The sequence below is a fragment of the Sphingomonas qomolangmaensis genome, assembly GCF_024496245.1.
Taxonomy (GTDB): domain Bacteria; phylum Pseudomonadota; class Alphaproteobacteria; order Sphingomonadales; family Sphingomonadaceae; genus Sphingomonas; species Sphingomonas qomolangmaensis.
The window spans coordinates 638,984-660,977 of record NZ_CP101740.1 but is presented as its reverse complement, the minus strand read 5'-3'; the positions used below and the strand labels follow the sequence as shown (position 1 = coordinate 660,977).

The following is a 21,994-nucleotide window of genomic DNA, read 5'->3' as shown; positions in this document are numbered from 1 at the left end:
CCTCCCCCGCAGGGGGAGGGGGACCGCGCAGCGGTGGAGGGGGGGCGCCGCATAAGATGCCGGTCGCTTCCTCCCCCTCCACCATGCTCCGCATGGTCCCCCTCCCCCTTGCGGGGGAAGAATTACGCCCCGCCCGCCTACCCCGCCAACACCGCCGCATAGTCCGCCGGATCGGTATTCCCGCCCGACAGCAGCACCAGCGTCCCGGCCTTCGCAGGCAGCTTGCCCGCCAGCAGCGCCGCCAGCGCCACCGCCCCGCCGGGCTCGAGCACCAGCCGCAGCCGCCGCGCCGCAAACCGCTGCGCCACGCGCACCTCTTCCTCGCTCACCGCCACCCCGGTCGCGCCGCGGCGCGACAGCACGTCGAAGGTGCGCTCGGCCACCCGCATCGTCTGCAGCGCGTCGCAGGCGGTGGGCGGCGGGTTCGGCCCGACGGGTTCGATCCAGCCCGCCTCCAGGCTGCGCGTCATGTCATCCCAACCCTCGGGCTCGGCGATCACGATCTCGGCATCGGGGAGCGCCAGCGCGGTGCCTGCCGCCAGCCCACCGCCGCCGCACGGCACGATCGCGCGCAGCGGATCGCCCAAGCCCGCCGCCTGCATCTGCGCCGCCGCTTCGACCGCGGCGCTCCCCTGCCCCTCGATCACCCAGGCATCGTCGAAGCTCGGCACCAGCACCGCGCCGCGCGCATGTGCCAGATGCGCCGCGATCTTGGTGCGATCCTCGGTCATGCGATCATAGCGAACTACTTCTGCACCCAGCGCCAGCGTCGCATCGAGCTTCACCTTGGGCGCATCGGCGGGCATCACGATCACCGCGGGCATGCCCAGCCGCTTCGCCGCCCAGGCGACGCCCTGCGCATGATTGCCCGAGGAGAAGGCGACGACCCCCGCCGCGCGGTCGGCCTCGGCGATCGCGGTGAGCCGGTGCCACGCGCCGCGCAGCTTGAACGCGCCGACCGGCTGCAGGCTTTCGGCCTTGAAGGCGACCTCGACCCCGCCGATTTCGAGCACCAGCAACGGCGATGGCGGAAGGATCGCGGCGATCTTGGCGGCGGCATCGCGGACGCCGGCGCGGGTGGGCTGTCGTAAAAGCGTCACAAATCACCTCGGGCAACGAAAAAACCCCGCAGAATCACTTTACATCCGGGGGGTGCGACCATAGATGCACCCCTCGCTGCCCCATGGGACTTCCAACCGCAAGGCAGTGTTTCTGTACTTATGCCGAAAGGCAATTGGAGGTCCCTTGAATTGGCCAAGCACTATAGCGCGCTGGGGTTAGCTTCTTCCCCGTTCGCCAACGCCATCGGCGTTGCACACGACAATGCACCGGTTCAGCCGGTGACGTTGGTTCGTCCCCACGCGGCTCGTCGCGCGGCTCGGTTCTTCGTCGAGAAGTTTCCGGGCACGTCGATGTATGCGGTGAAGGCGAACCCTTCTCCAGACCTGCTGCAAATCCTGTGGGATAGCGGCATCACGCATTACGACGTCGCGTCGATCGGCGAGGTTCGGCTGGTGGCACGCACGCTGCCCGAGGCGACCTTGTGCTTCATGCACCCGGTCAAGGCCGAGGAAGCGATTGCCGAGGCGTATTTCACGCACGGCGTTCGCACCTTCTCGCTCGACACGATGGAAGAGCTCGACAAGATCGTGCGCGCTACCAAGGCCGCCGAGGATCTGACGCTGTGCGTCCGCATTCGCGTCTCGTCCGAGCTGTCGAAGCTCAGCCTCGCGTCGAAATTCGGCGCGGGCCCCGGCGAGACCAAGGAATTGCTGTTCGCGGCGCGGCAGGCATCGGATGCGCTCGGCATCTGCTTCCATGTCGGCAGCCAGGCGATGTCGCCCGACGCCTATGCCCAGGCGATGGAGCGCGTCCGGCTGGCGATCGTCGAGGCGGCGGTGACGGTCGACGTGATCGACGTCGGCGGCGGGTTTCCCTCGTCCTATCCGGGCATGGAGCCGCCCCCGCTCGAGCGCTATTTCGACGTCATCCACCGCGCGTTCGAAGCCTTGCCGATCTCCTATTCGGCCGAGCTTTGGGCCGAGCCCGGCCGGGCATTGTGCGCCGAATACAGCTCGCTGATCGTGCGCGTCGAACAGCGGCGCGGCGACGAGCTGTACATCAACGACGGCGCCTATGGCGCGTTGTTCGATGCGGCGCATGTCGGCTGGCGTTTCCCGGTCGAGCTGCTTCGCCAGCCCGAGAGCCGCGCCAAGGACATGGCGTTCAGCTTCTATGGCCCGACGTGCGACGACATGGACCATATGGCAGGGCCGTTCATGCTGCCCGCCGACGTGAAGGCGGGCGACTATATCGAGGTCGGGATGCTCGGCGCCTATGGCTGCGCGATGCGGACCGCGTTCAACGGCTTCGGTGTCGATGCCGTGGTCGAGGTAAGCGACATGCCGATGGCGACCTTGTACGACGATGTCGACGAGGATGCCGGGCGCAGCAACGTGGTGCGACTGGGCGCGCGCGGCTGAACGCGGCGAGGGTTGAAGAAAAAGGCGGCGGGAGCAAAAGCTTCCGCCGCCTTTTTTTGTTTGGCTCCCCTCCGTTCTTCTTGCCCCCTCCCTGGAAGGGAGGGGCTGGGGGTGGGTAGGGTCCGGGGGTACGGCTTCCGCGCGCTTCGACGCCACCGTGACGCGAGCACTCGACCCACCCCCTACCCCTCCCTTTCAGGGAGGGGCGATCACGACAATCGGTCGCGGAAGCTTTCCCAGCCGAATTCGCGCACGATCTCCAGGCTGTCGTCGCGGCTGTCCCACAGCGCGATCGCAGGCAGCGGCACGCCGTTGAAGGTCGTCGTCTTTACCATCGAATAATGCGCCTGGTCGAGGAACGCGACGCGGTCGCCGGGCACCGGCATCGCGCCGAAGCGATAGTCGCCGACGATGTCGCCCGCCAGGCACGACGGCCCGCCCAGCCGGACGGTGACGCCCTCCCCCGCCAAGGGCTCGCCGAGCAACGCCGGACGGTAAGGTGCCTCGATCACGTCGGGCATGTGGCAGGTCGCCGAGATGTCCAGAATGCCGATCGGCATGCCGTTATCGAACCGGTCGAGCAGCTCGCCCACCAGGATGCCAGCATCGAGCGCGATCGCCTCGCCGGGCTCGAGGATCACTTCCAGACCAGTGGCTTGCCGTACGTCCTTCAGGAACGCCACCAAATCGTCGCGCTGGTAATCGGCGCGCGTGATATGATGCCCGCCGCCGAAATTGAGCCATTTGAGCTGGCCGAAATAGGGCGCGATCCGAGGGCGCAGCGCTTCCCAGGTGCGGCGAAGCGGCGGGAAATCCTGCTCACACAGCGAATGGATATGGAGGCCGTCAATACCCTCTAGATCGGCGGCGGTGAGCTGGTCGGCGGGGTGGCCGAGGCGCGAATGCGGTTGCGCCGGGTCATATTTCGCGACCTCGCCCTCGGCATGCATCGGGTTGAGGCGAAGCCCGACATCGAACACCGCCCCCGCCTCGCGCGTGGCGGCAATTTCGGCGGCGAAGCGCTTGTGCTGGCTGGGGGAATTGAAGATCACATGGTCGGACAGCCGGCAAACCTCCGCGATGTCGCCGGCCTTATACCCGGCGCAGAAGGTCGCGATCTCGCCGGTATAATGCTCGGCCGCCAGCCGAGCCTCCCACAGCCCCGAGGTCGCGGTGCCGTCGAGATAGCGGCCGACCAGGTCGCCCAGCGACCACATCGAGAACGCCTTCATCGCCAGCAACACCTTGATACCCGCGCGATCGCGGACATCGGCGAGGATCGCGAGGTTGCGCTCGATCGCCGCCTTGTCGACGACGAAGCAGGGGCTCGGCACGCGCGCGAGATCGAAGCGCGCGAAGGCGCCGGGATCGCCGGCCTTGGTGGTCATTGCTTGCATAGCACGTCACCCCAGCGAAAGCTGGGGTCTCCCCGTAACGAAGCGCCGCGATTGCGGCACGAGACCCCAGCTTTCGCTGGGGTGACGATCCTCCCGATCGTCAGAACCGCAGCGGTTCGGGCAGTTCCTTGACCTGCCACGGCAGGCCATGCGCGTTGAGCATGTCCATGAAGGGATCGGGATCGAGCTGTTCGATGTTGAACACGCCCTCGCCCTTCCAAATGCCGCCCAGCATCAACGCCGCCCCGATCATCGCAGGCACGCCGGTGGTGTAGCTCACCGCCTGGTTGCCCGTCTCGGCATAGGCGTCCTCATGGTCGCAGACGTTATAGACATAGACGGTCTTCTGCTTGCCATCCTTCTCGCCGGTGGCGATGTCGCCGATATTGGTCTTGCCCTTGGTCGTTTCGCCCAGCGTCGAGGGTTCGGGCAGCACCGCCTTGAGGAACTGCAGCGGCACGATCTCGCGGCCTTCGAACATCACCGGCTCGATCGAGGTCATGCCGACATTTTCAAGCACGCGCAGATGCGTCAGATATTGCTCGCCGAAGGTCATCCAGAAGCGGATCCGCTTGATCTCGGGCAGGTGCTTGGCGAGGCTTTCGAGCTCCTCGTGGTACATCAGATACATGTTCTTCGCGCCGACCTGGTCGAAGATGAACACCTGACGCTCGCTCAGCGCCGGGGTTTCGACCCATTCGCCGTTTTCATAATGACGCGCGGGCGCGGTCACCTCGCGAATGTTGATCTCGGGGTTGAAGTTGGTCGCGAAATGCTGGCCGTGATCGCCGCCGTTGCAATCGAGAATGTCGAGCGTGTCGATCCGGTCGAGCAGATGCTTCTTGATATAGGTCGCGAACACGCTGGTGACGCCCGGATCGAACCCCGACCCCAGCAGCGCCATCAGCCCGGCTTCCTTGAAGCGCTGCTGATACGCCCATTGCCAGCTATATTCGAACTTCGCCTGGTCGCGCGGCTCGTAATTGGCGGTGTCGAGATAATGGGTGCCAGTCTTGAGGCACGCCTCCATCAGGTTGAGATCCTGATAGGGCAAAGCCAGGTTCACCAGCAGCGCGGGCTTGACCTGTTCGATCAGCCGCGCGGTCGCCTCGACATCGTCGGCATCGACTTCGGCGGTGGCGATCTCGACGCCGTAGCGCTCCATCACCGACTTGGCGATCGCATCGCATTTGAAGCGGCGGCGGCTCGCCAGCGTGATCTTCCCGAACAAATCGGGGTTCTTCGCCATCTTGTGGACTGCAACCGACGATACGCCGCCCGCACCGATCACCAGAACGTCTTTCACAGATGAGCCTTTCGGATAGAAACCAGTTGCGCTGCCCATATGGGAGCGTGTCGAAGGATGCAAAGATTAGGCGCGCGGGGTGACGCCGCGGTGACAGGTGAGACAGCGATGATCGACCGGCGAACGATATTGGGCGCGAGCGCGGCGATGGCGGTGACCGGTGCCGCCGCGGGTGTCGCGCGCGCCACGCCGCTGCAGCGCACGACGCTGCAATGGCCGACGCGCGAGCATTTCAAGCTTTGGCCGGGCGGGGCGCCGGGGGCGCCCGCGACGCTGCCGGTGCCCAAGCGCGACGGCCCCGAGGATGGCCGCGAACTATGGATGCGCGGCGTGGCCGAGCCGACAGTGTCGGTCTATCGCCCCGCCAAGCCCAACGGCATCGGCGTGCTGTCGATCCCCGGCGGCGGTTACAGCTTCGTGTCGGTCGAGAATGAGGGCGCGGGCGTGGCGCGGGTGCTCAATCCGCTGGGCTATACAGTGTTCGTGCTCACCTATCGCCTGCCCGGCGAAGGCTGGAGCCAGCGCGCCGACGTACCGCTGCAGGACGCGCAGCGCGCAATGCGGCTGATCCGCGCGCGCGCGGGCTCGCTCGGCATCGATCCGGCGAAGCTCGGCATCCTCGGTTTTTCGGCGGGCGGGCATCTGGCGGCGTCGCTGACCGTGGGGCATGCCGACCCGGTATACACAGCGGTCGACGCAGCCGATCGCGGCGATGCGCGCCCGGCATTTTCGGGGCTGGTCTATCCGGTGACCGCACTGACCTATGACGACAAGCTCAACGGGTCGGGCCGCAACCTGGTGGGCGACGTCGCCGATCCGGCGATTCTGGCGCGCTACGACACCGTCGCGCGGGTGACCGCGCAGACGCCGCCGATCTTCCTGCTGCACGCCGCCGATGACGGACTGGTGCCGCTCGAGATGGGGCTGTCGATGCTGACCGCAGCGCGCGCCGCGAAAGTGCCGGTCGAAGGGCATTTCTACGAAAAGGGCGGGCATGGCTTCGGGATGGCGGCGGATCCGGCGCACCCGGCGCACGGCTGGGGCGCGCTGTTCGCAACCTGGGTCGCACGGCATATGGCAACCTAAAACCCCTCTCCCGCAAGCAGGAGAGGGTTTTAAGCGAACAACCGCGCGACGCTCTTCTCCAGCATCAGCAATTGCCACAGCGTCCGGCCATGCTCGGCCCTCCCCGCCTTGTGCTCGCTTGCCAGCCGTTCGATCGCCGCCGGCTCGAACCACGTCGCGAGCACCGCCGACCGTGCCAGGTTCGCGGCATCATCGGCCAGCGGCCCACGGAACCACGCGCTGATCGGCGTCACGAACCCCATCTTGGGCCGATACAGGATTTCGCGCGGCAGATACGGCTCCATCGCCTTCTTCATCAGCCACTTGCCCTCGCTGCCTCGTATCCGGAGCGAAGTTGGCAGCGTCGCGGCGAATTCGATCAGCCGGTGGTCGAGCAACGGTTCGCGCGCTTCGAGGCTCACCGCCATGCTGGTGCGATCGACCTTGGTGAGAATGTCGCCGGGCAGCCAATGCTTGAAATCGGCATATTGCGCGGCGTCGAGCCCGTCGCGGGCCGGCGCGGCGCGCATCGTTTCGATATAGCGCCTTTCGGCGCGATGGCCCCCAAGCGCGCGGCGGGTGGCGGCATTGTACAGCCCCTCGCGGATCGCGGGCAACGTCACCCCGACCGACTTGGCATAGGCAGTCGGACCATCTTCGGCGAGCGCGAGCAAGGTCGTCCTGGCGCGCAGCGGACGCGGTGCCCAATCGGCCTTGGGGTAGATCGCCCCGAGCGCGCCGGCACCACGGCGAAGCGCCGCCGGCAACAGCCCGCGCACCCGCTCCTCGGCGGCGTGGAAGCGATAGCGGCGATAGCCCGCCATCGCCTCGTCGGCACCGTCGCCCGACAGCGCCACCGTCACCCGCTCGCGCGCCAGTTCGCAGACGCGATAGGTGGCGAGCGCCGAGGCATCGGCAAAGGGTTCGTCGAACGCCGCCACCAGCGTGTCGATCAACGCGAAATCGTCCGAAGCGACGGTGCGGACTCGGTGATCGGTGGCGAAGCGATCGGCGATCGCCTGTGCGTGCGCGCGTTCGTCATGCCCCGCCTCGTCGAAGCCGATCGTGCAGGTCTGCACCGCGCGCGGGCTCGCCTCGGCCATCAGCGCCACCACCGCCGAGCTATCGACCCCGCCCGACAGGAATGCGCCCAGCGGCACGTCGGCGACCATCCGCGATCGCACCGCGGCGCGCAGGTGATCGGTGAGTTCGGCCTGCAGGTCGCGGGCGCTGCCCTTGGCACGCTGCGAGAAATCGACGTCCCACCATTTGCGTGGTTGCGGCACCGGATGCCCGCGTTCGACCAGCAGGAAGTGGCCGGCGGGGAGCTTCTTCGCTCCGGCGATCAGGCAGGCATCGTCGGGGACATAGCCAAGCCCCATGAAATCCTCGATCGCGCGCACGTCGAGTTCGCGCCGCAGCAAAGGATGCGCGAGCAATCCCTTCAGTTCGGACGCGAATGCAAGCGCGCCGTCGGCAAGTTCGACATAATGGAGCGGCTTCACCCCCATCCGGTCGCGCGCGAGAAACAGGGATTGGCGGCGGCTGTCGTGCAGCGCGAAGGCGAACATGCCGTTGAGCCGATCGAGCAGCTCAGGCCCCCATGCGCGCCAGCCGTGCAGCAGTACCTCGGTATCGCCCGCGGTGCGGAAGTGCGCGCCCTTCGCCTCGAGTTCGGCGCGGACTTCAGCGAAATTGTAGATCTCGCCATTATAGGTGACGGTGATCTCGCCATCGTCGGTCGCCATCGGCTGCCGCCCGCCCGCCAGGTCGATGATGGACAAGCGGCGGTGGCCGAAGCCCACGCCGGGCGCGGTCCAGATTCCCGACCCGTCAGGCCCGCGATGCGCGAGCGCGTCGGTCATCGCGGCGATGCGCGCGGGTTCGACGGGCTTGGGGGTGCCGGGGTAGAACAGGCCTGCAATGCCGCACATTCAGCGCGTGTCCCCTGCCCCGGCACCCACGCTCGTCATCCCCGCAACGGCGGGGATCCAGTGTTGCCGGACCATCCGCCGCGGTTGCAGATATCGATCCCCGCCCGCCCGGGAATGACGATGGATAGCTCTCATCTGCGCCCCGAGGCGCGATCGGCCATCCGTTCGATCGGCCCCGCCGCCGCGACGAAGCGTTCCAGCACCGCGCGGCTGTCCTGCCCCGGCACCCGCACCGTCGATGCCAGCACCGCCACCGCGCGGCTGTCGTCGCCCGTCAATTTCACCCGCAGCGTCTCCAGCTTCACGCGCCTTGCGTCGCCGGTGAGCGTAGCGCCGATGCGGTGCCACGTCACCGTCTCGCGCTCGATCGGGCCGGCATGCGTCATGCGAAGCGCCGCGCCGCCCGCCAGATCGGGCAGGTCGTGAACGCGGATCCAGCGATCATTCTCCCGAATCGCGCCAATGCCGAAGCCGACGAGCTCCTTGCCCTCATGCTGGTTGGCATAGACCGCGATCGCGAGATCGACCGTCGCGCCCGATCCATCGCCATAGCGCGCCATCGCGAAACGGTCGGCGCCGGGGTAATTCGGTACCCAGGGCGCGGCGGTCGCGGTGGGAACGCGGGTCCAGCCTGGAACTTCTGGCAGCGCGATCCGATCGGGCAGCGGCGCGGCGCGCGCGTCGATCGCGTGCGCCCAGCCCGCGGCGGCCACCGCAATCGCGATGACAAAGCCAGTCGCGCGGAAAACGTCGGTGGTACGGCGGGGAATCGCCTGCAGCCGGCTCGCATCGAACCACGCCGCATCGGGATCGCGATCGAACCAGCGCCAGCCGATCGCCAGCACCGCGACCATCACGAAGGCGAAGAACACCCAGCCATAGACGATATGGTCGAACCCCGTCGCCGCCTCGACCGAGGTCAGTTCGGCGGCATAGATCGTCCCCCAGGCGCGCACACCGTTGGCCAGGATCGGCACGACGATCGCGACGACCATGAACGCCGCGCGGCGCGGCCACGACACGAAGCAGACATTGGCGACGAGCACGCCGTAAGCGAGCATCGCGATGAGGAACTTCGCCCCCGAACACGCCTCGGCCACCTCGAAATAGCCCTTGGGGGTGGTGATGAGCACACCGTCGACCACCGCGGGCACCCCCGCGGCGTGGAGCATCGGCATCAGCAGCGCGACGGTGACGTCCTGCAGCGGCGCCTCGAACGCCTCGCCGAAGGGCACGAGGAAGAGCAGATACGCGATCGGGAACAGCAGCGCGCACGCGACCTGCGGTCCCAGGATTGTCACGACCGCGCCCTGGAGCATCAGCACCAGCCCGAGATGCCGTGCGAGCGCGACCCCGGCGATCTCGCCGACGAACCAGCCGAGCGCCCCCAGCGCCACCAGCGCGAGCGCGGGCCACCAGGCGGCCACCGGCACCGCGGGCAGCGCTTCCTTGCGCTGCCACACCAGCCAGCCGACCACCGGCAGGATGAACAGACAATGCCCGAAGGTGGTCGAGTTCCAGTAGATGTCGGCCAAATCGGCGACGTCGCGCGCGAAGATCAGCAGGATCGCCGCCCAGGCGAAGGCCAGGAACGCGGCGTGGCGACGCCAGCGCACGTCGAAGCCGCCGGCGCGGGCGAAATCCGCCGCCGAAATCGCGATCGTCACGCCGCGGCCCTGGTTTCGAGCCCGAGCAACGCATCGAGCGGCCCGAGCCGTGCCGGCCAGCCATAGCGCCGCTCGACCTGCCGCCGCGCCGCGGGGCCGAGGTCGCCGGGGCCGGCGATCAGCGCATCGATCGCCGAGACATAGCCGGCGGGGGTGTCGGCGACGGTGATCGTGCCGGCATGATCAATCCCCTCGGCGGCGGCGGCGCTGGCGAGCACCGGGCGCGCCATCGCCATCGCCTCGAGCACCTTGTTCTGGATGCCGCGCGCGATCTTGAGCGGTGCGACCACCACCGCAGCGGCAGCGAGCCAGCCGCGCACATCGGCGACTTCGCCGGTCACCAGCACGCTCTCGCTGGCCAGCCGCGATACCTCCGGCACGGGCGCCCGCCCGACGATCGCGAAGCGCGCGGTCGGGTGGCTTCGGCGGACCAGCGGCATCACTTCACGCGCGAACCAGATGACCGCATCCACATTCGGGCGATAATCCATCTGCCCGGTGAAGACGATCAACGGGCCGGCTTCCCCTGCCCCCGCAAACCCTGCGGCGGGGTCGAAGAAGCCGGTATCGATGCCGTTCTCGATCACCTGCACCCGCGCGGCGCCGGTGCGCGACCGGAACAACGCAGCTTCGGCCTCGCTGACGAACAGGCTGGCATCGGCACGCGCCGCGACCTGCGCCTCGAACCGCGCGAGCAGGCGATCCTCGCGGCGCATCATTATCGCCATCGGCAGCGACGCGCCCTCGGCATAATCGGCGAACTTGGCCGAATCGACGTCGCAGAAATCCATCACGATGCGCCCGGCAAAGGCGGCGGGGACATATTGCGCCATCTGCCCCGAATAGACGAAGATCGTGTCGATCGGATGCGCCGCCAGCGTGCGCTGCACCGCCCGGGCATATTCGGGATGCGCGAAGGCGGCGATCGAGATCGGCTGGCGGCGCAGCAGTGCAGTCGCAGCAGCCTGCGCGCGCCCCATCGACCGCCAGATCACGGCATGGCTCGCGCAATGCTCGGCGAGCACCGCATCATGGTGCAGGTCGGCCTCGACATCGGCCATCGCGACCAGATGGACGCGCGCGTGCTTCGCCAGATGCTTGAGCACGTGATGCGCGCGGATCTTGTCGCCGCGATCGGGGGGAAAGGGCACGCGATGCGCCAGGAACAGGATGTCGCGCATCAGCCCAGCCCCCGCGCGATCCACGGCCCCAGCCGGTTGGCGATCGGCAGCGGCAGCTTTGACCACGCCCGAACCTGCAGCCGGTATTTGGGGCTAAGCGGATTGATCTCGCGCGGTGCGCTGCCATCGGCGGTGCGGGTATAATAGGTGCGCGGGATCGCCTCGAACCCCCAATTCTTCTTGAACGCGGCCGCGCCGGTGCCGGTCTTCGAGCGTCCGAAATCGAAGCGGGTGCAGCCCCGCGCGCGGGCATGCCCCATCAGCGCGAAATACATCCGGTCATTGGCGCGCAGCGCGCGCGCTTCGGCCGTGCCGCCGCCCCAATAGGGATAGACGGTGCCGCGCCAATACAGGCTCAGCACGCTGGCGACCGCCCTGCCCTGATGCCGAACCGTCAGAATGTCGGCAGCGTCACCGAACGCCACGAGGACCGCGCGGAAAAGGCTCGCCGGAAACACCGGGGTGCCGAGGTTGCGCACCGACTGCGCATAAACGGTATAATGATCGCGCGGATCGGCATCGATCGTCACCTCGAGGTCGAAGCCGAGCGCGCGGCGGACCTCGGCGCGCTGCTTGCGCGGGATCGCGAGCAGTTCGGCATCGTCATCGGGAGCAAGGTCGCGCGCGAAGCCGACATAGCTCGCGGTGTTGCGCACGAACCCCTCGCCCGGATCGCCGCCGCCGCGTAGTTCGAGCGTAGGGCAGCTAAGCTGCTCGGCGAGCCGCCACGCCGCCTGCGCCAACGCAGCGTCCCCCTCCCCCAATATCCCGCCATCGACACCGAAGCCGGTTGAGACGAGCGCCCGCCCGAACAGCGGCGAATGAACCTCGGTAAGCGGCAGCACCCCAACGATCCCGGCATCGCCGCGGTCGGCCACCAGATACTGCGCGACCTGGCCGCAGCCCTTCGCGGTGGCGATGCTCCATTGCGGCAGATGAAAGGGCGTCGCATCGGGCTGCGCCTCGACGAAGGCGATGATGCGCGCGCACTCGCCGGCGTCACGCAGATCAGCCGTGCGGACGGTGGCCGGGGGAAGCGCACGCGCGTTCACGCGATCAGCGGGGCTTGCGCGCCGACCACCGCATCGACCCGGCCCCAGGCATGCCCCCGCGCCAGCCGGCGCAGCTTGCCCGCCATCGCGCCCAGCCGGCTATAGTGGCGAACGCGCGACTTGAGCGGCGCGGCCCTCACGCGCGGCTGCGCAGGGTCGATCTCCCAAGGGTGGAAATAGAACACCGCCGGGCGCTGGTCGTCGGCATTCGAGCGCAGGATCGCGCGTTCGACGACGCGCGACGGCAGCAAGCGGAAGAAGCCGCCGCCCGCAGTCACTTCCTTGCCCAGCACCCGCGCGATCGTCACCGGGAACTCGATCAGCGGCGAATCGGCCAGCGGGCGGTACAGCCCGCGCGGCGCATCGGGCCAGCCATAATGATCATGAGAAATCGGCGCGATGCTCGAGGAATAGGCATAGCCTTCCTCGGCGAGCACCTGATGCGCCCATGGGGTGCGGGTGTCGAACGAGAAGCTCGGCGCACGATAGCCCGTGACAAGCTGCCCGCTGGCATCTTCGAGCGCGGCGCGCGCGCGCGCGAGGTCGGCGCGGAACTGCTCGGCGGTGAGCGTGAACACCCGCGCATGGTCCCAGCCGTGGCTGGCAACCTCATGGCCTTCGCCCACGATCCGGCGCATCAGCGCGGGATTGCGCTGCGCGACCCAGCCTAGCGTGAAGAAGGTGCCCTTCATGCCCGTCTCGGCAAACAGGTCGAGCACCGCATTGGTATTGGCATCGACCCGCTGGTCGAGCGTCGGCCAGCTCGCCTTGTCGATGACCTTTTCGAACGCGCCGACCTGGAACCAGTCCTCGACATCGACCGACATGGCGTTGCGCATCGACATGCGTCCGTTCAGGCGGCGGTGCCGCGAAGCACCGTCTGCTCGGGGCGGCCACCATCACCCTCGACCCACTCGACCAGCAGCGTCAGCACCCGGCGAAGCGCCGCATCCTGTTCCTCGAGCCGCTGTTCGAGCTCGGCGATCCGCGCTTCAAGCGCGCCGTCGCGCGTCGGTGCAGGCGGCGGCGTGGGAGGCGGCGGCACGATGTCGGCGCGGATCGGGCGCGGCGCGGCGCCGGGGCGGCCCGGGCGGTCGGCCATGTCGCAGTCGATATCGGTGGTCACGGTCGCGACGTCGTCGGCGGTGAATCGGTCGATCCCCTCGATCGCGCCGTACAGCATCACCCGGCCCGCAAGCTGGTTGAGCAACCGCGGCACGCCGCCCGACCAGCGGTGCAGCGCGGTGATCGCATCGGCATCGAAGTCGGGGCGCCCTTCCCAGCCGACCACCTGCAAGCGGTGGATCAGATAGGGCTCGACCTCCTCGGCCTCCATCGGCTCGAGGTGGTGCATCGCGATCACCCGCTGGCGCAACTGCTCGAGGCTGCCCGCGCTCTGCAAAACGTCGCGAAACTCGGGCTGGCCGAGCAGGAAGATCTGCAGCAGCGGATAACCGCCCGTCTGGAAGTTCGACAGCATCCGCAGTTCTTCGAGACTGCCGACCGGCAACGACTGCGCTTCGTCGATAACCAGCAGCGTGCGCTTGCCCGAACGCGCTATCGCGTGGAGCGCGCGCTCGATGCTGGCGAGCACATGCGCCTTCGACAATCGCGCGGTATCGACGTTGAGCCCGGCGGCGACGAGATGCAGCAGCTCGGCGGCGTCGATCTGGGTCGACACGATCTTGATGACGTGGAGCCGCTCGCGATCGATCTGGTCCATCAGATGGCCGACCAACGTGGTCTTGCCCGCGCCCGGATCGCCGGTGATGACGATGAAGCCTTCGCCCTGGCTCAGGCCATAGCCGAGATACGCCATCGCCTTGCGGTGGGTGGCGGTCTCGAACCAGAATTTTGGATCGGGGGTCAGCTGGAAGGGCCGTCCGCTCAGTCCGTAATGTTCATCGTACATCGTCGAATCCTCGAAGAAGCCTCTTGCTCCCGTTCAGAACCTGTAGCCCAGGCCGAGCAGACCTTGCGCCGAAACGTCGCTCTGCCCGCCACCTTCCTGGTCGAAGGTATAAATGCCACCTGTCACCACCGCGTTAAGCCTGCCGATCTGGCGGAAATAGGCAGCGGTCGCGCCGGCGCCCCAGATATCTGTGCCCAAACCGACGCCGCTGTCGAAGTAATTGACATAGATATCGGCAGTAACGCCGCTGTTGGGTCCCAGCGCGCGGCTAGCGAAGGTCTGGAGGTAATAGCTCTGATCGTTCAGCCCGTCGATGGTGAAGCCGGCATCGGGCCCCGGATCGGCGGCGAAGAAGCGGCGATTGGTATAGCCTGCCCCCGCCCCCAGCCGAGTCGCGCCGAAGCTGCCGGCATAGACCGCGTCGATCCCGCGCGCGCGGAAGGTGGCGGTCGAGATCGACTGGAACACGTTGTTGAGGCAGCCGCCGACCGCGCCGCCCTGGGTGCCGAAGATGCAGCCATTATACTGGTCGCCAAAGCCGTCGAACGGGGTGTTGAAGCTGGTCGGCAGCGCCGCCAGCCCGTCGGTGAGCTGGCGCCCGAAGGTCTGGACGCTGTCGTAGATATTGACCTGGATGCCTTCGTTCGCCGACATCTGGTGGCTCGCGGTGCCGGTGAAGCTCAGCGATCCATAGCGTTCGCCAACGCGGAACTGGACGCTGGTGCGCGGACTCGGGCGCCACAGGACGCCGGCGTCGTAGAAGATACCATCGATGTCGTAGCCCAGCCGCCGCGGGCTGCTCGCGTCGGTGACGAAGCGACCGTTGCTGTCGAGCACCGGGGTGCCATTGGCGTTGCGCAGCGGGTCGCGCTGGCCCGACTCGATCGATTCATAGCCGACGCCTGCGGTGAGAGCGAGCGTGCGGCTGACCGGCAGCAGCGCCTCGACGCGGCCGAAATAGCCTTCGTAGCGCTGGTCGAGCTGGCCGGCATCCTCGCGGGTATAGGCGCCGCTCAGCGTCAGCCCGACGGGCAGCACGGTGCCCGGCCGCGTGCCGATGCTGCCGGTGACCAGATGGTTGAGCGAATCGTCGTACAGGTCGAACGCGGGCTCGCCGGGCAGCAGCCCGGTGCCGAAGGTCGGCGTCTCGACCTTGGTATAGCCGATCCGATAGGCGGCATTCACCCCGAGATCGCCGAAATTATTGGCGTAGGTCGGCCCGGCATAGGCCGAATAGAGCTGGCTGATATTGGCGACGTTGCCCGCCAGGATTCCCGGCGCGGCGCCGCGGATGTCCGATCGGGTGCGCGTCGCGAGCGCGCCGGCCTCAAGGCTCAGCCCCGGCGCCAGCGCGACGGCGGCACGCGCGATGCCGCTATGGATGTCGTCGTCGCCGATATCGTCGTCCCACGAAAAGCGATGCTCATACTGATAGCTCGCCTGCACCTGGACCCGCCGGGTGTTCACCGTGGCGTCGACCCCCGCCGAGACGGTCGAATAGGTCAGCACGTCGCCGTCGCGCAGATCGGCGGTGAGGACCTGGCCGACCTGGATATAGGGCGAGACATTGACGGTTCGCTGGCGTTCCTGCGCCACCGCGGGGACAGCCACGCAGCCGAGCATGCTGCCGGCGGCACAGAGGATGCGAATACTCATTCGGTGGCTCCATAGCCATAGTAATCGCCAAGGCGCGGACCGCCGGGGCGCAGGGTGACGCCATTCAGGATCAACTGGACATGCTCGCACCCGTCGAGCGCGGCGACCGCGTCGCGCAGGTCGGCCTCGCTGGTGCGATCGGCGCGGACGACGACCACCACCTGCCCCACCAGGGTCGCGAGCACCCCGGCGGGCGAGGCGGCGAGCGCGGGCGGCGAATCGAACACGACGATGCGCCGCGGATCGGCGGCGACCAGCCCCTCGATCAGCGTCCGTGCGCGCGCACTGGCGAGCAGTTCGGTGTCGGCATGGCCGCGCGTGCCCGCGGGCAGTACGGTGAGGTTGGCCACGTCGGTTTCGACGATGCAGCCTTCTATCGCCACCTGGGGATCGCCGATCGCGTCGAGCAGCCCAGGGCCTTCGTCGATCCCCAGCGTCTGGAGCACGTCGGGCTTGGCGATGTCGGCATCGACCAGCAGGATCTCGACGTCCTTTTCGGCGGCGAGCGACAGCGCGAGGTTGATCGCGGTAAACGTCTTGCCGTCGCCGGGCTTGGCCGAGCACACCAGGATCGCGCGCGCCTGATCGCCCGCGATGCCGCGCGCATTGGCGAGCAGCTGGCGCTTCACGAGCCGATATTCCTCGGCGAGCGGCGTGACGGGCGCGCCGGGGACGAGCAGCCCCTTGTCGCCCAGCGCCACCGGATCGATCGCGGCGAAGCGCCGATCGGGGACGAAGGCAGGATAGTGTTCGGCTTCGGTGAAGCCCGAAGGCTCAGGATCGAAGGCTGGCGCGGGCGGCATTTCGGCGCGGCGCGGTGGCGCGGTCGCGGGCTCGAGCGGTGGCAGCGGCGCATAATCGTACAGCTTCGCCGCGCGTTCGAGCAGCGTGCCCTTGAAGCGGCCGGGGGTCTGGTCGTTCATCGTTCGATCCTCATGCCACCAGGCCGCGTTGCAGGAATTCGACCCCGATCAGCACGACGAAGGCGACGACGAGCCCGCCGACCCCGCCCGCGAACATCCGCAGCTGGCGCTTGCGGATCGCGGTCTGCGCCGCGGTCACGACCTCGCCGATCGAGCCGATCACCGGCAGGCCGCTCGCCTTTTCGAGCCGCGCGGCGGTGGGATAGGTGGTCCGCAGCTTGCTCATCGCGAACGCCGCCGCCGCGCCGCCGCCCAGCCCCAGGATCAGGATCGCGGTGAGGAACAGCGGGCGGTTGGGCGCAGCGGGCGCCTGCGGGCGCGTCGGCGGGTCGATTACCGCGAACTTCACCGCATCGGTCTCGGTCTGCACCTGGCTGCGCAGCCGCACTTGTTCGCGGCTGGTGAGCAGCTTGTCATACTGGTCCTTGAGCACCAGATAATCGCGGTCGATCGCCGCCAGCTCGCCCGCGACACCGGGTTCGTTCGCCATCGTATCGCTCAGGCGCCCAAGGTCGCCCTCGAGCTGCGCCTTGCGCTGGCTGAGCGAGGCAACCTGCGCCGCGCGATCGGCCTGCATCGCCTGCAGGCTCAAATATAGCGGGTTCGATGCCCCGCCGCCGCCGCCATAAAGCGGTTCGTTGCCCGCCGCGGCCTGCGCCTGTGCAAGCTGGCTGTTGAGCGCGATCACGTCGGGATGGCTGTCGGTCCAGCCGCGCCCGCGTGCCTCGGCAAGCTGGCCCTGGATCGCCGCCAACCGCGCGCGCGCCGGCCCCGAAACGCCGGCAGCGCCCGGGGTCGATCGCGGGGTGCCCGCCATCTGGCCGTTGACCGCGCCGAGGCTCGATTGCGCCGCGGCGAGGTCGGCATTGACCTGCGCCAATTGGGTGCGCGCCTGCCCTACCCGATCGGCGATCGTCCCCGTGCCGGGCAGCGAGCCGAGGAAGCGCGTCTGGAAATCGGCCTTCTTGGTTTCGGCGGCCTGCAATGCCTGCTGCCGCTGGTCGAGCTGCTGGTCGAGGAAGCGCAGCGACTGGCTGGTCTGGCCACGGTTATTGGCGAGGTTATCCTCGACGAAAATGTCGATCAGCTTCTGCACCACGTCGCGCGCCAGCTTGGCATTGGTCGCGTCCGAGGCACCGGCATTGGCGATCGTCGCCGAAATCTCGAAGATATTGTCCTGCTGCGGGGTGATCTTGATAGCCTTTTGCAGCGCCGCCACGCGGTTGGCGATGTCCTGGTCGCTCGACACGGTGTTGGCGAGGTCGGTCGACAGCACCACCTTCTTGAGGTTCACCGCCGAGGTCAGCGTCTGGCGGACGCGCTCGATATCCTTTTCCTGCTCGTTGCGCGCAACCGACCCGTCCTGCGCGGGCAGGATCGAGCGCAGCTGGACGTCGATCCGCGCGGTCGAGACATATTGGTTGGGGATCTGCGACACCACCAGCCAGCCCGCCAGGCACAGCCCCCAGGCGATGCCCAGCGCCAGCCAGCGGCGCTGCCACACCGCATGAATGCCGGCGCGTACCTCGTCGTACAGCCCGTCCATCAGAACATGCTCTGCGGGATGATGATGACGTCGCCGGGGGCAAGCCGCACGTTCGCGCTGGTATCGCCGTCCTTGAGCAGGCTGTTGAGCCGCACGGTGAACTCGTTCTGCTTGCCGGTATTCTTGTCGAAGCGGATGAGCCGCGCGCGGTTGCCCGATGCGAATTCGGAAAGCCCGCCCACCGCGATCATCGCGTCGAGCAGCGTCATGTTCGCGCGATAGGGTAGCGACGCGGGCTTCTCGGTCGCGCCGACGATGCGGATCTGCTGGCTGAAGGTCCCCGAGAAATTCTCGACGATCACCGAGACGATCGGGTCCTTGATATATTCGCGCAGCGCGATCTTCATGTCGTCGGCGAGCATCGACGGGGTCTTGCCGGTGGCAGGCATGTCGGCGATCAGCGGCGTGGTGATGCGGCCGTCGGGGCGCACCTGCACCTTCGCCGACAATTCGGGATTGCGCCAGACGAAGATCTGCAGCGAATCGAGCGGTCCGATGACATATTCCTCGCCCGGGCCTTCGGTCGCGCCGACGAATTGCGCGGGCGGCAGCTCGGGGCGTCCGCCGCCACCGGCGCAGCCCGCCAGCAACATGCCCAGCACCACCGACGCGGTCGCGCCCCTTGCCCCATAGCCCAAACGCATCGTCCCTCGCTCCCCGTTCGCGCGCGCCGTGCAGGCGGTGCGACCGCCTCCAAATCGCGCAGGATCGCCAGCGCTATGGGACCGGAGAGGTTAAATTACCGTTCAGCGTCAGGGAGGTTGACGAACCGCTCGCGTGCGCTGGGGTGTCCCAGGAACAGCGATGGGCTCGCGGTGAAGCCATACGCACCCGCCAGGAAGATCGCGACGACATCGCCGACATCGGCGTGCGGCAGCGCCACGCGATCGGCAAGGCGATCGAGCGGGGTACACAGGCTACCGACCACCGAGACGGTCTCGGTCTCCTCGGCCCCCATCCGGCGCGCGATCACGACGGGATAGTTGCGGCGGACGACGGTGCCGAAATTGCCGCTGGCGGCGAGCTGGTGGTGCAGTCCGCCATCGACGATCAGGAAGGTTTCGCCCTGGCTCTGTTTGCGATCGACGATCCGCGTCAAATAGACGCCGCACTCGCCCGCGAGCCAGCGCCCGAGCTCGATCGCATACTGCGTGTCGGGATCGCCATCGCGTTCGAAGCATTCGCCGAGCGCCGCGCCGACTGCCTCGACATCGACCGGCTGGTCGCCCGAAAAATAGGGGATACCGAACCCGCCGCCCAAATTCACGTGCGCCGCGCGTGCGCCGGCTTCGTCGGCAAGCCGCCGCGCGAGCGCGACCGTAGCCGCTTGGGTATCGATGATCGCCGCCGCCGACAGCGCCTGCGACCCGGCATAGATATGGAAGCCGCGCCAGTCGGCGCCCGCCGACACCAGCGCGCGCACCAACGCGGGCACCCGCTCGGCATCGATGCCGAAGGGCGAGGCGCGGCCGCCCATCTTCATCCCCGATCCCTTGAGGTCGAAATCGGGGTTCACCCGGATCGCCAGCCGGGGGGTGATCCCGAGGGCGTCGCCGATCGCGAGCGCCCGCGCCGCCTCGCCCTCGGATTCGAGGTTGAGCGTTGCCCCCGATCGCACCGCCAGCTCGAGTTCGTCGTCGCGCTTGCCGGGTCCGGCGAAGCTGACGACCCCCGCGGGCTTCACGACCAGCGCCTTTTCGAGCTCGCCCCCCGACGCGACGTCGAGCCCGTCGACCAGCGGCGCGATCGCCGCGAGCATCACCGGGTGGGGGTTGGCCTTGATCGCATAATGCAGGTGCAGCCGATCGGGCATCGCCGCGCGCAGCCGCGCCACCCGCGCCGCGACGATCGCGAAATCGTACACGAACAACGGGGTGTCGCCCGCCTGCGCGATCCAATGCTCGGCGTCGTGGCCGGCGATCGTCAACGCATCGGCCCCGGCGAATTCGGGCGGGATCGGTCCCATCGGCTTCAAGGCGTCATCTCCTGCTTGAGCGCGGCGCGGTCGAGCTTGCCATTGGCGTTGCGCGGCATCGCCTCGCGCCAGACATAGGCGGCGGGCTGCATGAAGCTCGGCAATTCGCGCCGCATCCGGTCGCGCAGCGCGGCTTCGGCAGCGCGAGCATCGCCATTGGCACGCGCGACGACGGTGATCGCCTGCCCCAGCCGCGGATCGGGCACCCCCAGCGCCACCGCCTCGGCCGCCTCGCCCCCCGACAGCACCGCTTCCTCGATCTCGGTCGGGCTGATCCGGTTGCCCGCCGATTTGATCATCTCGTCGTCGCGCCCGACGAAGTACAACAGCCCCTCGTCATCGGCGCGGACGGTGTCGCCCGACCATACCGCCATCCCGCCCAAGCGCGACCAGGCGGGCGCGGGCTTGAAGCGCTGCGCGGTTCGCTCGGCATCCTGCCAATAGCCCTGCGCGACCAAAGGCCCGGCATGGACCAGCTCGCCCGGCTCATCGGGTGCGGCTTGGCTGCCGTCGGGGCGCACCACCATGATCTCGGCAAAGGGAATCGCGCGGCCCATCGAATCAGGATGCGTGTCGACAAGCTCGGGCGCGAGATAGGTCGAGCGAAAGGCTTCGGTCAGCCCGTACATCGGATAGACGTCAGCCGCGGGGAACCGCGCGCGGAGCTCGCGCACCAGTTTGGGCGTCAGCGCGCCGCCCGAATTGGTGAGCCGCTTCAGGCTCGCGGCGGCAGCGTCGGGCCACTTGGCTTCGAGCAATTGCACCCAAAGCGGCGGCACTCCCGCCAGCCCGGTGATCGCATGCCGCTCGACCGCGCGCACCACGTCGCGCGCGGTGAGGTAATCGAGCGGCACGACGCACCCGCCCCCCGCCCAGGTCGAGAACAGCTGGTTCTGGCCGTAATCGAAGCTGAGCGGCAGCACGCCGAGGACGCGGTCGTGCGACGTGACCTTCAGATACCGCGCGACGCTGACCGCCCCCAGCCACATATTCGCGTGGCTGAGCATCACCCCCTTGGGCCGCCCGGTCGAGCCCGAGGTGTAGAGGATCGCCGCAAGCGTCTGCGGATCGGCCGACGACGGCGGCAGATGACCGCCACCCTGCGCCTCCTCCTCGGTCACGATCCGGCAAGCAGCCGGAACGTCGCCCGGCTCGAGCGCCGCCAACCGCGCGCCTTGCGTCAGCAACAGCGCCGCCCCGCTATCGCCAAGGATATGCGCCACCTGTGCCCGCTTGAGGACCGGATTGACCGGCACATGGACGAGCCCCGCCCTGGCGGCCGCCAGCGGCATCAGGCAGGCGGTACGCGTCTTGGGCGACCACGTCGCCACCCGCGCGCCGGACACCAGCCTTTGCCCCGCCAGCCAATGCGCGAGCGCCCCCACCGCAGCTTCGAGCGCGGCATAATCGAGCGTGCCGTCGCGCGTCACCAGCGCGGGCGCATCGGCGGCACCGCGCAGCGCGACATGGTCGATCGGCAAGGGTTCGGGAATATCGAGCAGCATCGTTCGCCTTTTTCGCGCCGCTGTCCCGCACCGGCAAGGGGCGCGGGGTTGGCAGCGCCCATTTGCGCCTCTAACGCCCGGGGGTAAGCAAATCGTGACGTTGGGGAACAAACTTGCTGCCCGAAAGACATGCCGAAGTCGAAAACGCGGTCCGCGCGGTGTTGCGCGACGTGCTGGGGCTGAGCGACGACCGCGTCGCCGCCTTTGACGACCACACCGCGTTGTTCGGCGCGCTCCCCGAGCTCGATTCGATGGCGGTCGCCGGCGTGCTGACCGAACTCGAGGATCGGCTGGGCATCACGATCGACGATGACGATATCGACGGCGAGACGCTCGAAAGCTTCGGCGCGCTGGTCCGCTTCGCGCAGGACAAATCGCTGACGTGACGGCGG

The 21,994-nt window shown here is 68.1% G+C and carries 18 protein-coding genes; 3 read left to right on the top strand and 15 right to left on the bottom strand.

Annotated elements, in window-relative coordinates; translation table 11 throughout:
* Positions 1 to 137: 137 nt before the first annotated feature.
* Positions 138 to 1,100, bottom strand: coding sequence for a threonine ammonia-lyase (locus tag NMP03_RS03165; protein ID WP_256507089.1), 963 nt, complete (start codon positions 1,098 to 1,100; stop codon positions 138 to 140).
* 150 nt (positions 1,101 to 1,250) lie between these two features.
* Between NMP03_RS03165 and NMP03_RS03160 the strand changes: the two genes are divergently transcribed.
* A complete protein-coding gene (locus NMP03_RS03160; protein WP_256507088.1) occupies positions 1,251 to 2,483 on the top strand; it encodes a type III PLP-dependent enzyme in 1,233 nt (410 codons plus the stop codon).
* A 209-nt stretch (positions 2,484 to 2,692) separates the two neighbouring features.
* On the opposite strand, the gene NMP03_RS03155 is transcribed toward NMP03_RS03160, so the two are convergent.
* Together NMP03_RS03155 and NMP03_RS03150 are read right to left on the bottom strand one after the other, a co-directional pair.
* A complete protein-coding gene (locus tag NMP03_RS03155; RefSeq protein WP_256507087.1) occupies positions 2,693 to 3,871 on the bottom strand; it encodes a carboxynorspermidine decarboxylase in 1,179 nt (392 codons plus the stop codon).
* A gap of 109 nt (positions 3,872 to 3,980) precedes the next feature.
* Positions 3,981 to 5,186 carry a saccharopine dehydrogenase family protein gene (locus tag NMP03_RS03150; protein WP_256507086.1) on the bottom strand — a complete coding sequence of 402 codons (1,206 nt, stop codon included), beginning with the start codon at positions 5,184 to 5,186 and terminating at the stop codon, positions 3,981 to 3,983.
* Between the two features lie 57 nt (positions 5,187 to 5,243).
* Between NMP03_RS03150 and NMP03_RS03145 the strand changes: the two genes are divergently transcribed.
* Complete coding sequence (locus tag NMP03_RS03145; protein ID WP_256507085.1) at positions 5,244 to 6,272, top strand: alpha/beta hydrolase; 1,029 nt, start codon at positions 5,244 to 5,246, stop codon at positions 6,270 to 6,272.
* Between the two features lie 29 nt (positions 6,273 to 6,301).
* Here the strand turns inward: NMP03_RS03145 and NMP03_RS03140 are convergent, their stop codons facing one another.
* From NMP03_RS03140 to NMP03_RS03085, 12 genes are all read right to left on the bottom strand, one after another.
* The gene (locus NMP03_RS03140) at positions 6,302 to 8,185 is read right to left on the bottom strand and encodes an XrtA/PEP-CTERM system amidotransferase (RefSeq protein WP_256507084.1); all 1,884 of its coding nucleotides are present in this window, start codon (positions 8,183 to 8,185) and stop codon (positions 6,302 to 6,304) included.
* A gap of 131 nt (positions 8,186 to 8,316) precedes the next feature.
* A complete protein-coding gene (gene xrtA, locus NMP03_RS03135) occupies positions 8,317 to 9,852 on the bottom strand; it encodes an exosortase A (protein WP_256507083.1) in 1,536 nt (511 codons plus the stop codon).
* A complete protein-coding gene (locus tag NMP03_RS03130) occupies positions 9,849 to 11,033 on the bottom strand; it encodes a TIGR03087 family PEP-CTERM/XrtA system glycosyltransferase (protein WP_256507082.1) in 1,185 nt (394 codons plus the stop codon). Before NMP03_RS03130 ends, xrtA begins: the two co-directional genes overlap by 4 nt.
* A complete protein-coding gene (locus tag NMP03_RS03125; RefSeq protein ID WP_256507081.1) occupies positions 11,033 to 12,085 on the bottom strand; it encodes a FemAB family XrtA/PEP-CTERM system-associated protein in 1,053 nt (350 codons plus the stop codon). The genes NMP03_RS03130 and NMP03_RS03125 overlap by 1 nt, the downstream gene beginning before the upstream one ends.
* Complete coding sequence (locus tag NMP03_RS03120; protein WP_256507080.1) at positions 12,082 to 12,924, bottom strand: XrtA system polysaccharide deacetylase; 843 nt, start codon at positions 12,922 to 12,924, stop codon at positions 12,082 to 12,084. Before NMP03_RS03120 ends, NMP03_RS03125 begins: the two co-directional genes overlap by 4 nt.
* Positions 12,925 to 12,938: 14 nt before the next feature.
* Complete coding sequence (locus NMP03_RS03115; RefSeq protein ID WP_256507079.1) at positions 12,939 to 13,997, bottom strand: ExeA family protein; 1,059 nt, start codon at positions 13,995 to 13,997, stop codon at positions 12,939 to 12,941.
* A gap of 33 nt (positions 13,998 to 14,030) precedes the next feature.
* A complete protein-coding gene (locus NMP03_RS03110; protein ID WP_256507078.1) occupies positions 14,031 to 15,653 on the bottom strand; it encodes a hypothetical protein in 1,623 nt (540 codons plus the stop codon).
* A complete protein-coding gene (locus tag NMP03_RS03105; protein WP_256507077.1) occupies positions 15,650 to 16,576 on the bottom strand; it encodes an AAA family ATPase in 927 nt (308 codons plus the stop codon). Before NMP03_RS03105 ends, NMP03_RS03110 begins: the two co-directional genes overlap by 4 nt.
* 10 nt (positions 16,577 to 16,586) lie before the next feature.
* A complete protein-coding gene (locus NMP03_RS03100) occupies positions 16,587 to 18,122 on the bottom strand; it encodes an XrtA system polysaccharide chain length determinant (RefSeq protein WP_256507076.1) in 1,536 nt (511 codons plus the stop codon).
* Positions 18,122 to 18,766, bottom strand: a complete 645-nt coding sequence (locus tag NMP03_RS03095) for an XrtA/PEP-CTERM system exopolysaccharide export protein (protein ID WP_256507075.1) — start codon at positions 18,764 to 18,766, stop codon at positions 18,122 to 18,124. Before NMP03_RS03095 ends, NMP03_RS03100 begins: the two co-directional genes overlap by 1 nt.
* A gap of 95 nt (positions 18,767 to 18,861) precedes the next feature.
* Entirely contained in the window at positions 18,862 to 20,097 is a 1,236-nt protein-coding gene (locus NMP03_RS03090; protein WP_256507074.1) for a pyridoxal-dependent decarboxylase, exosortase A system-associated, read from the bottom strand.
* Complete coding sequence (locus NMP03_RS03085; RefSeq protein ID WP_256507073.1) at positions 20,094 to 21,602, bottom strand: acyl-CoA ligase (AMP-forming), exosortase A system-associated; 1,509 nt, start codon at positions 21,600 to 21,602, stop codon at positions 20,094 to 20,096. The genes NMP03_RS03090 and NMP03_RS03085 overlap by 4 nt, the downstream gene beginning before the upstream one ends.
* A gap of 113 nt (positions 21,603 to 21,715) precedes the next feature.
* Here NMP03_RS03085 and NMP03_RS03080 point away from each other — a divergent pair, with 113 nt between their 5' ends.
* Positions 21,716 to 21,988 carry an acyl carrier protein gene (locus tag NMP03_RS03080; RefSeq protein WP_256507072.1) on the top strand — a complete coding sequence of 91 codons (273 nt, stop codon included), beginning with the start codon at positions 21,716 to 21,718 and terminating at the stop codon, positions 21,986 to 21,988.
* Positions 21,989 to 21,994: the final 6 nt, after the last annotated feature.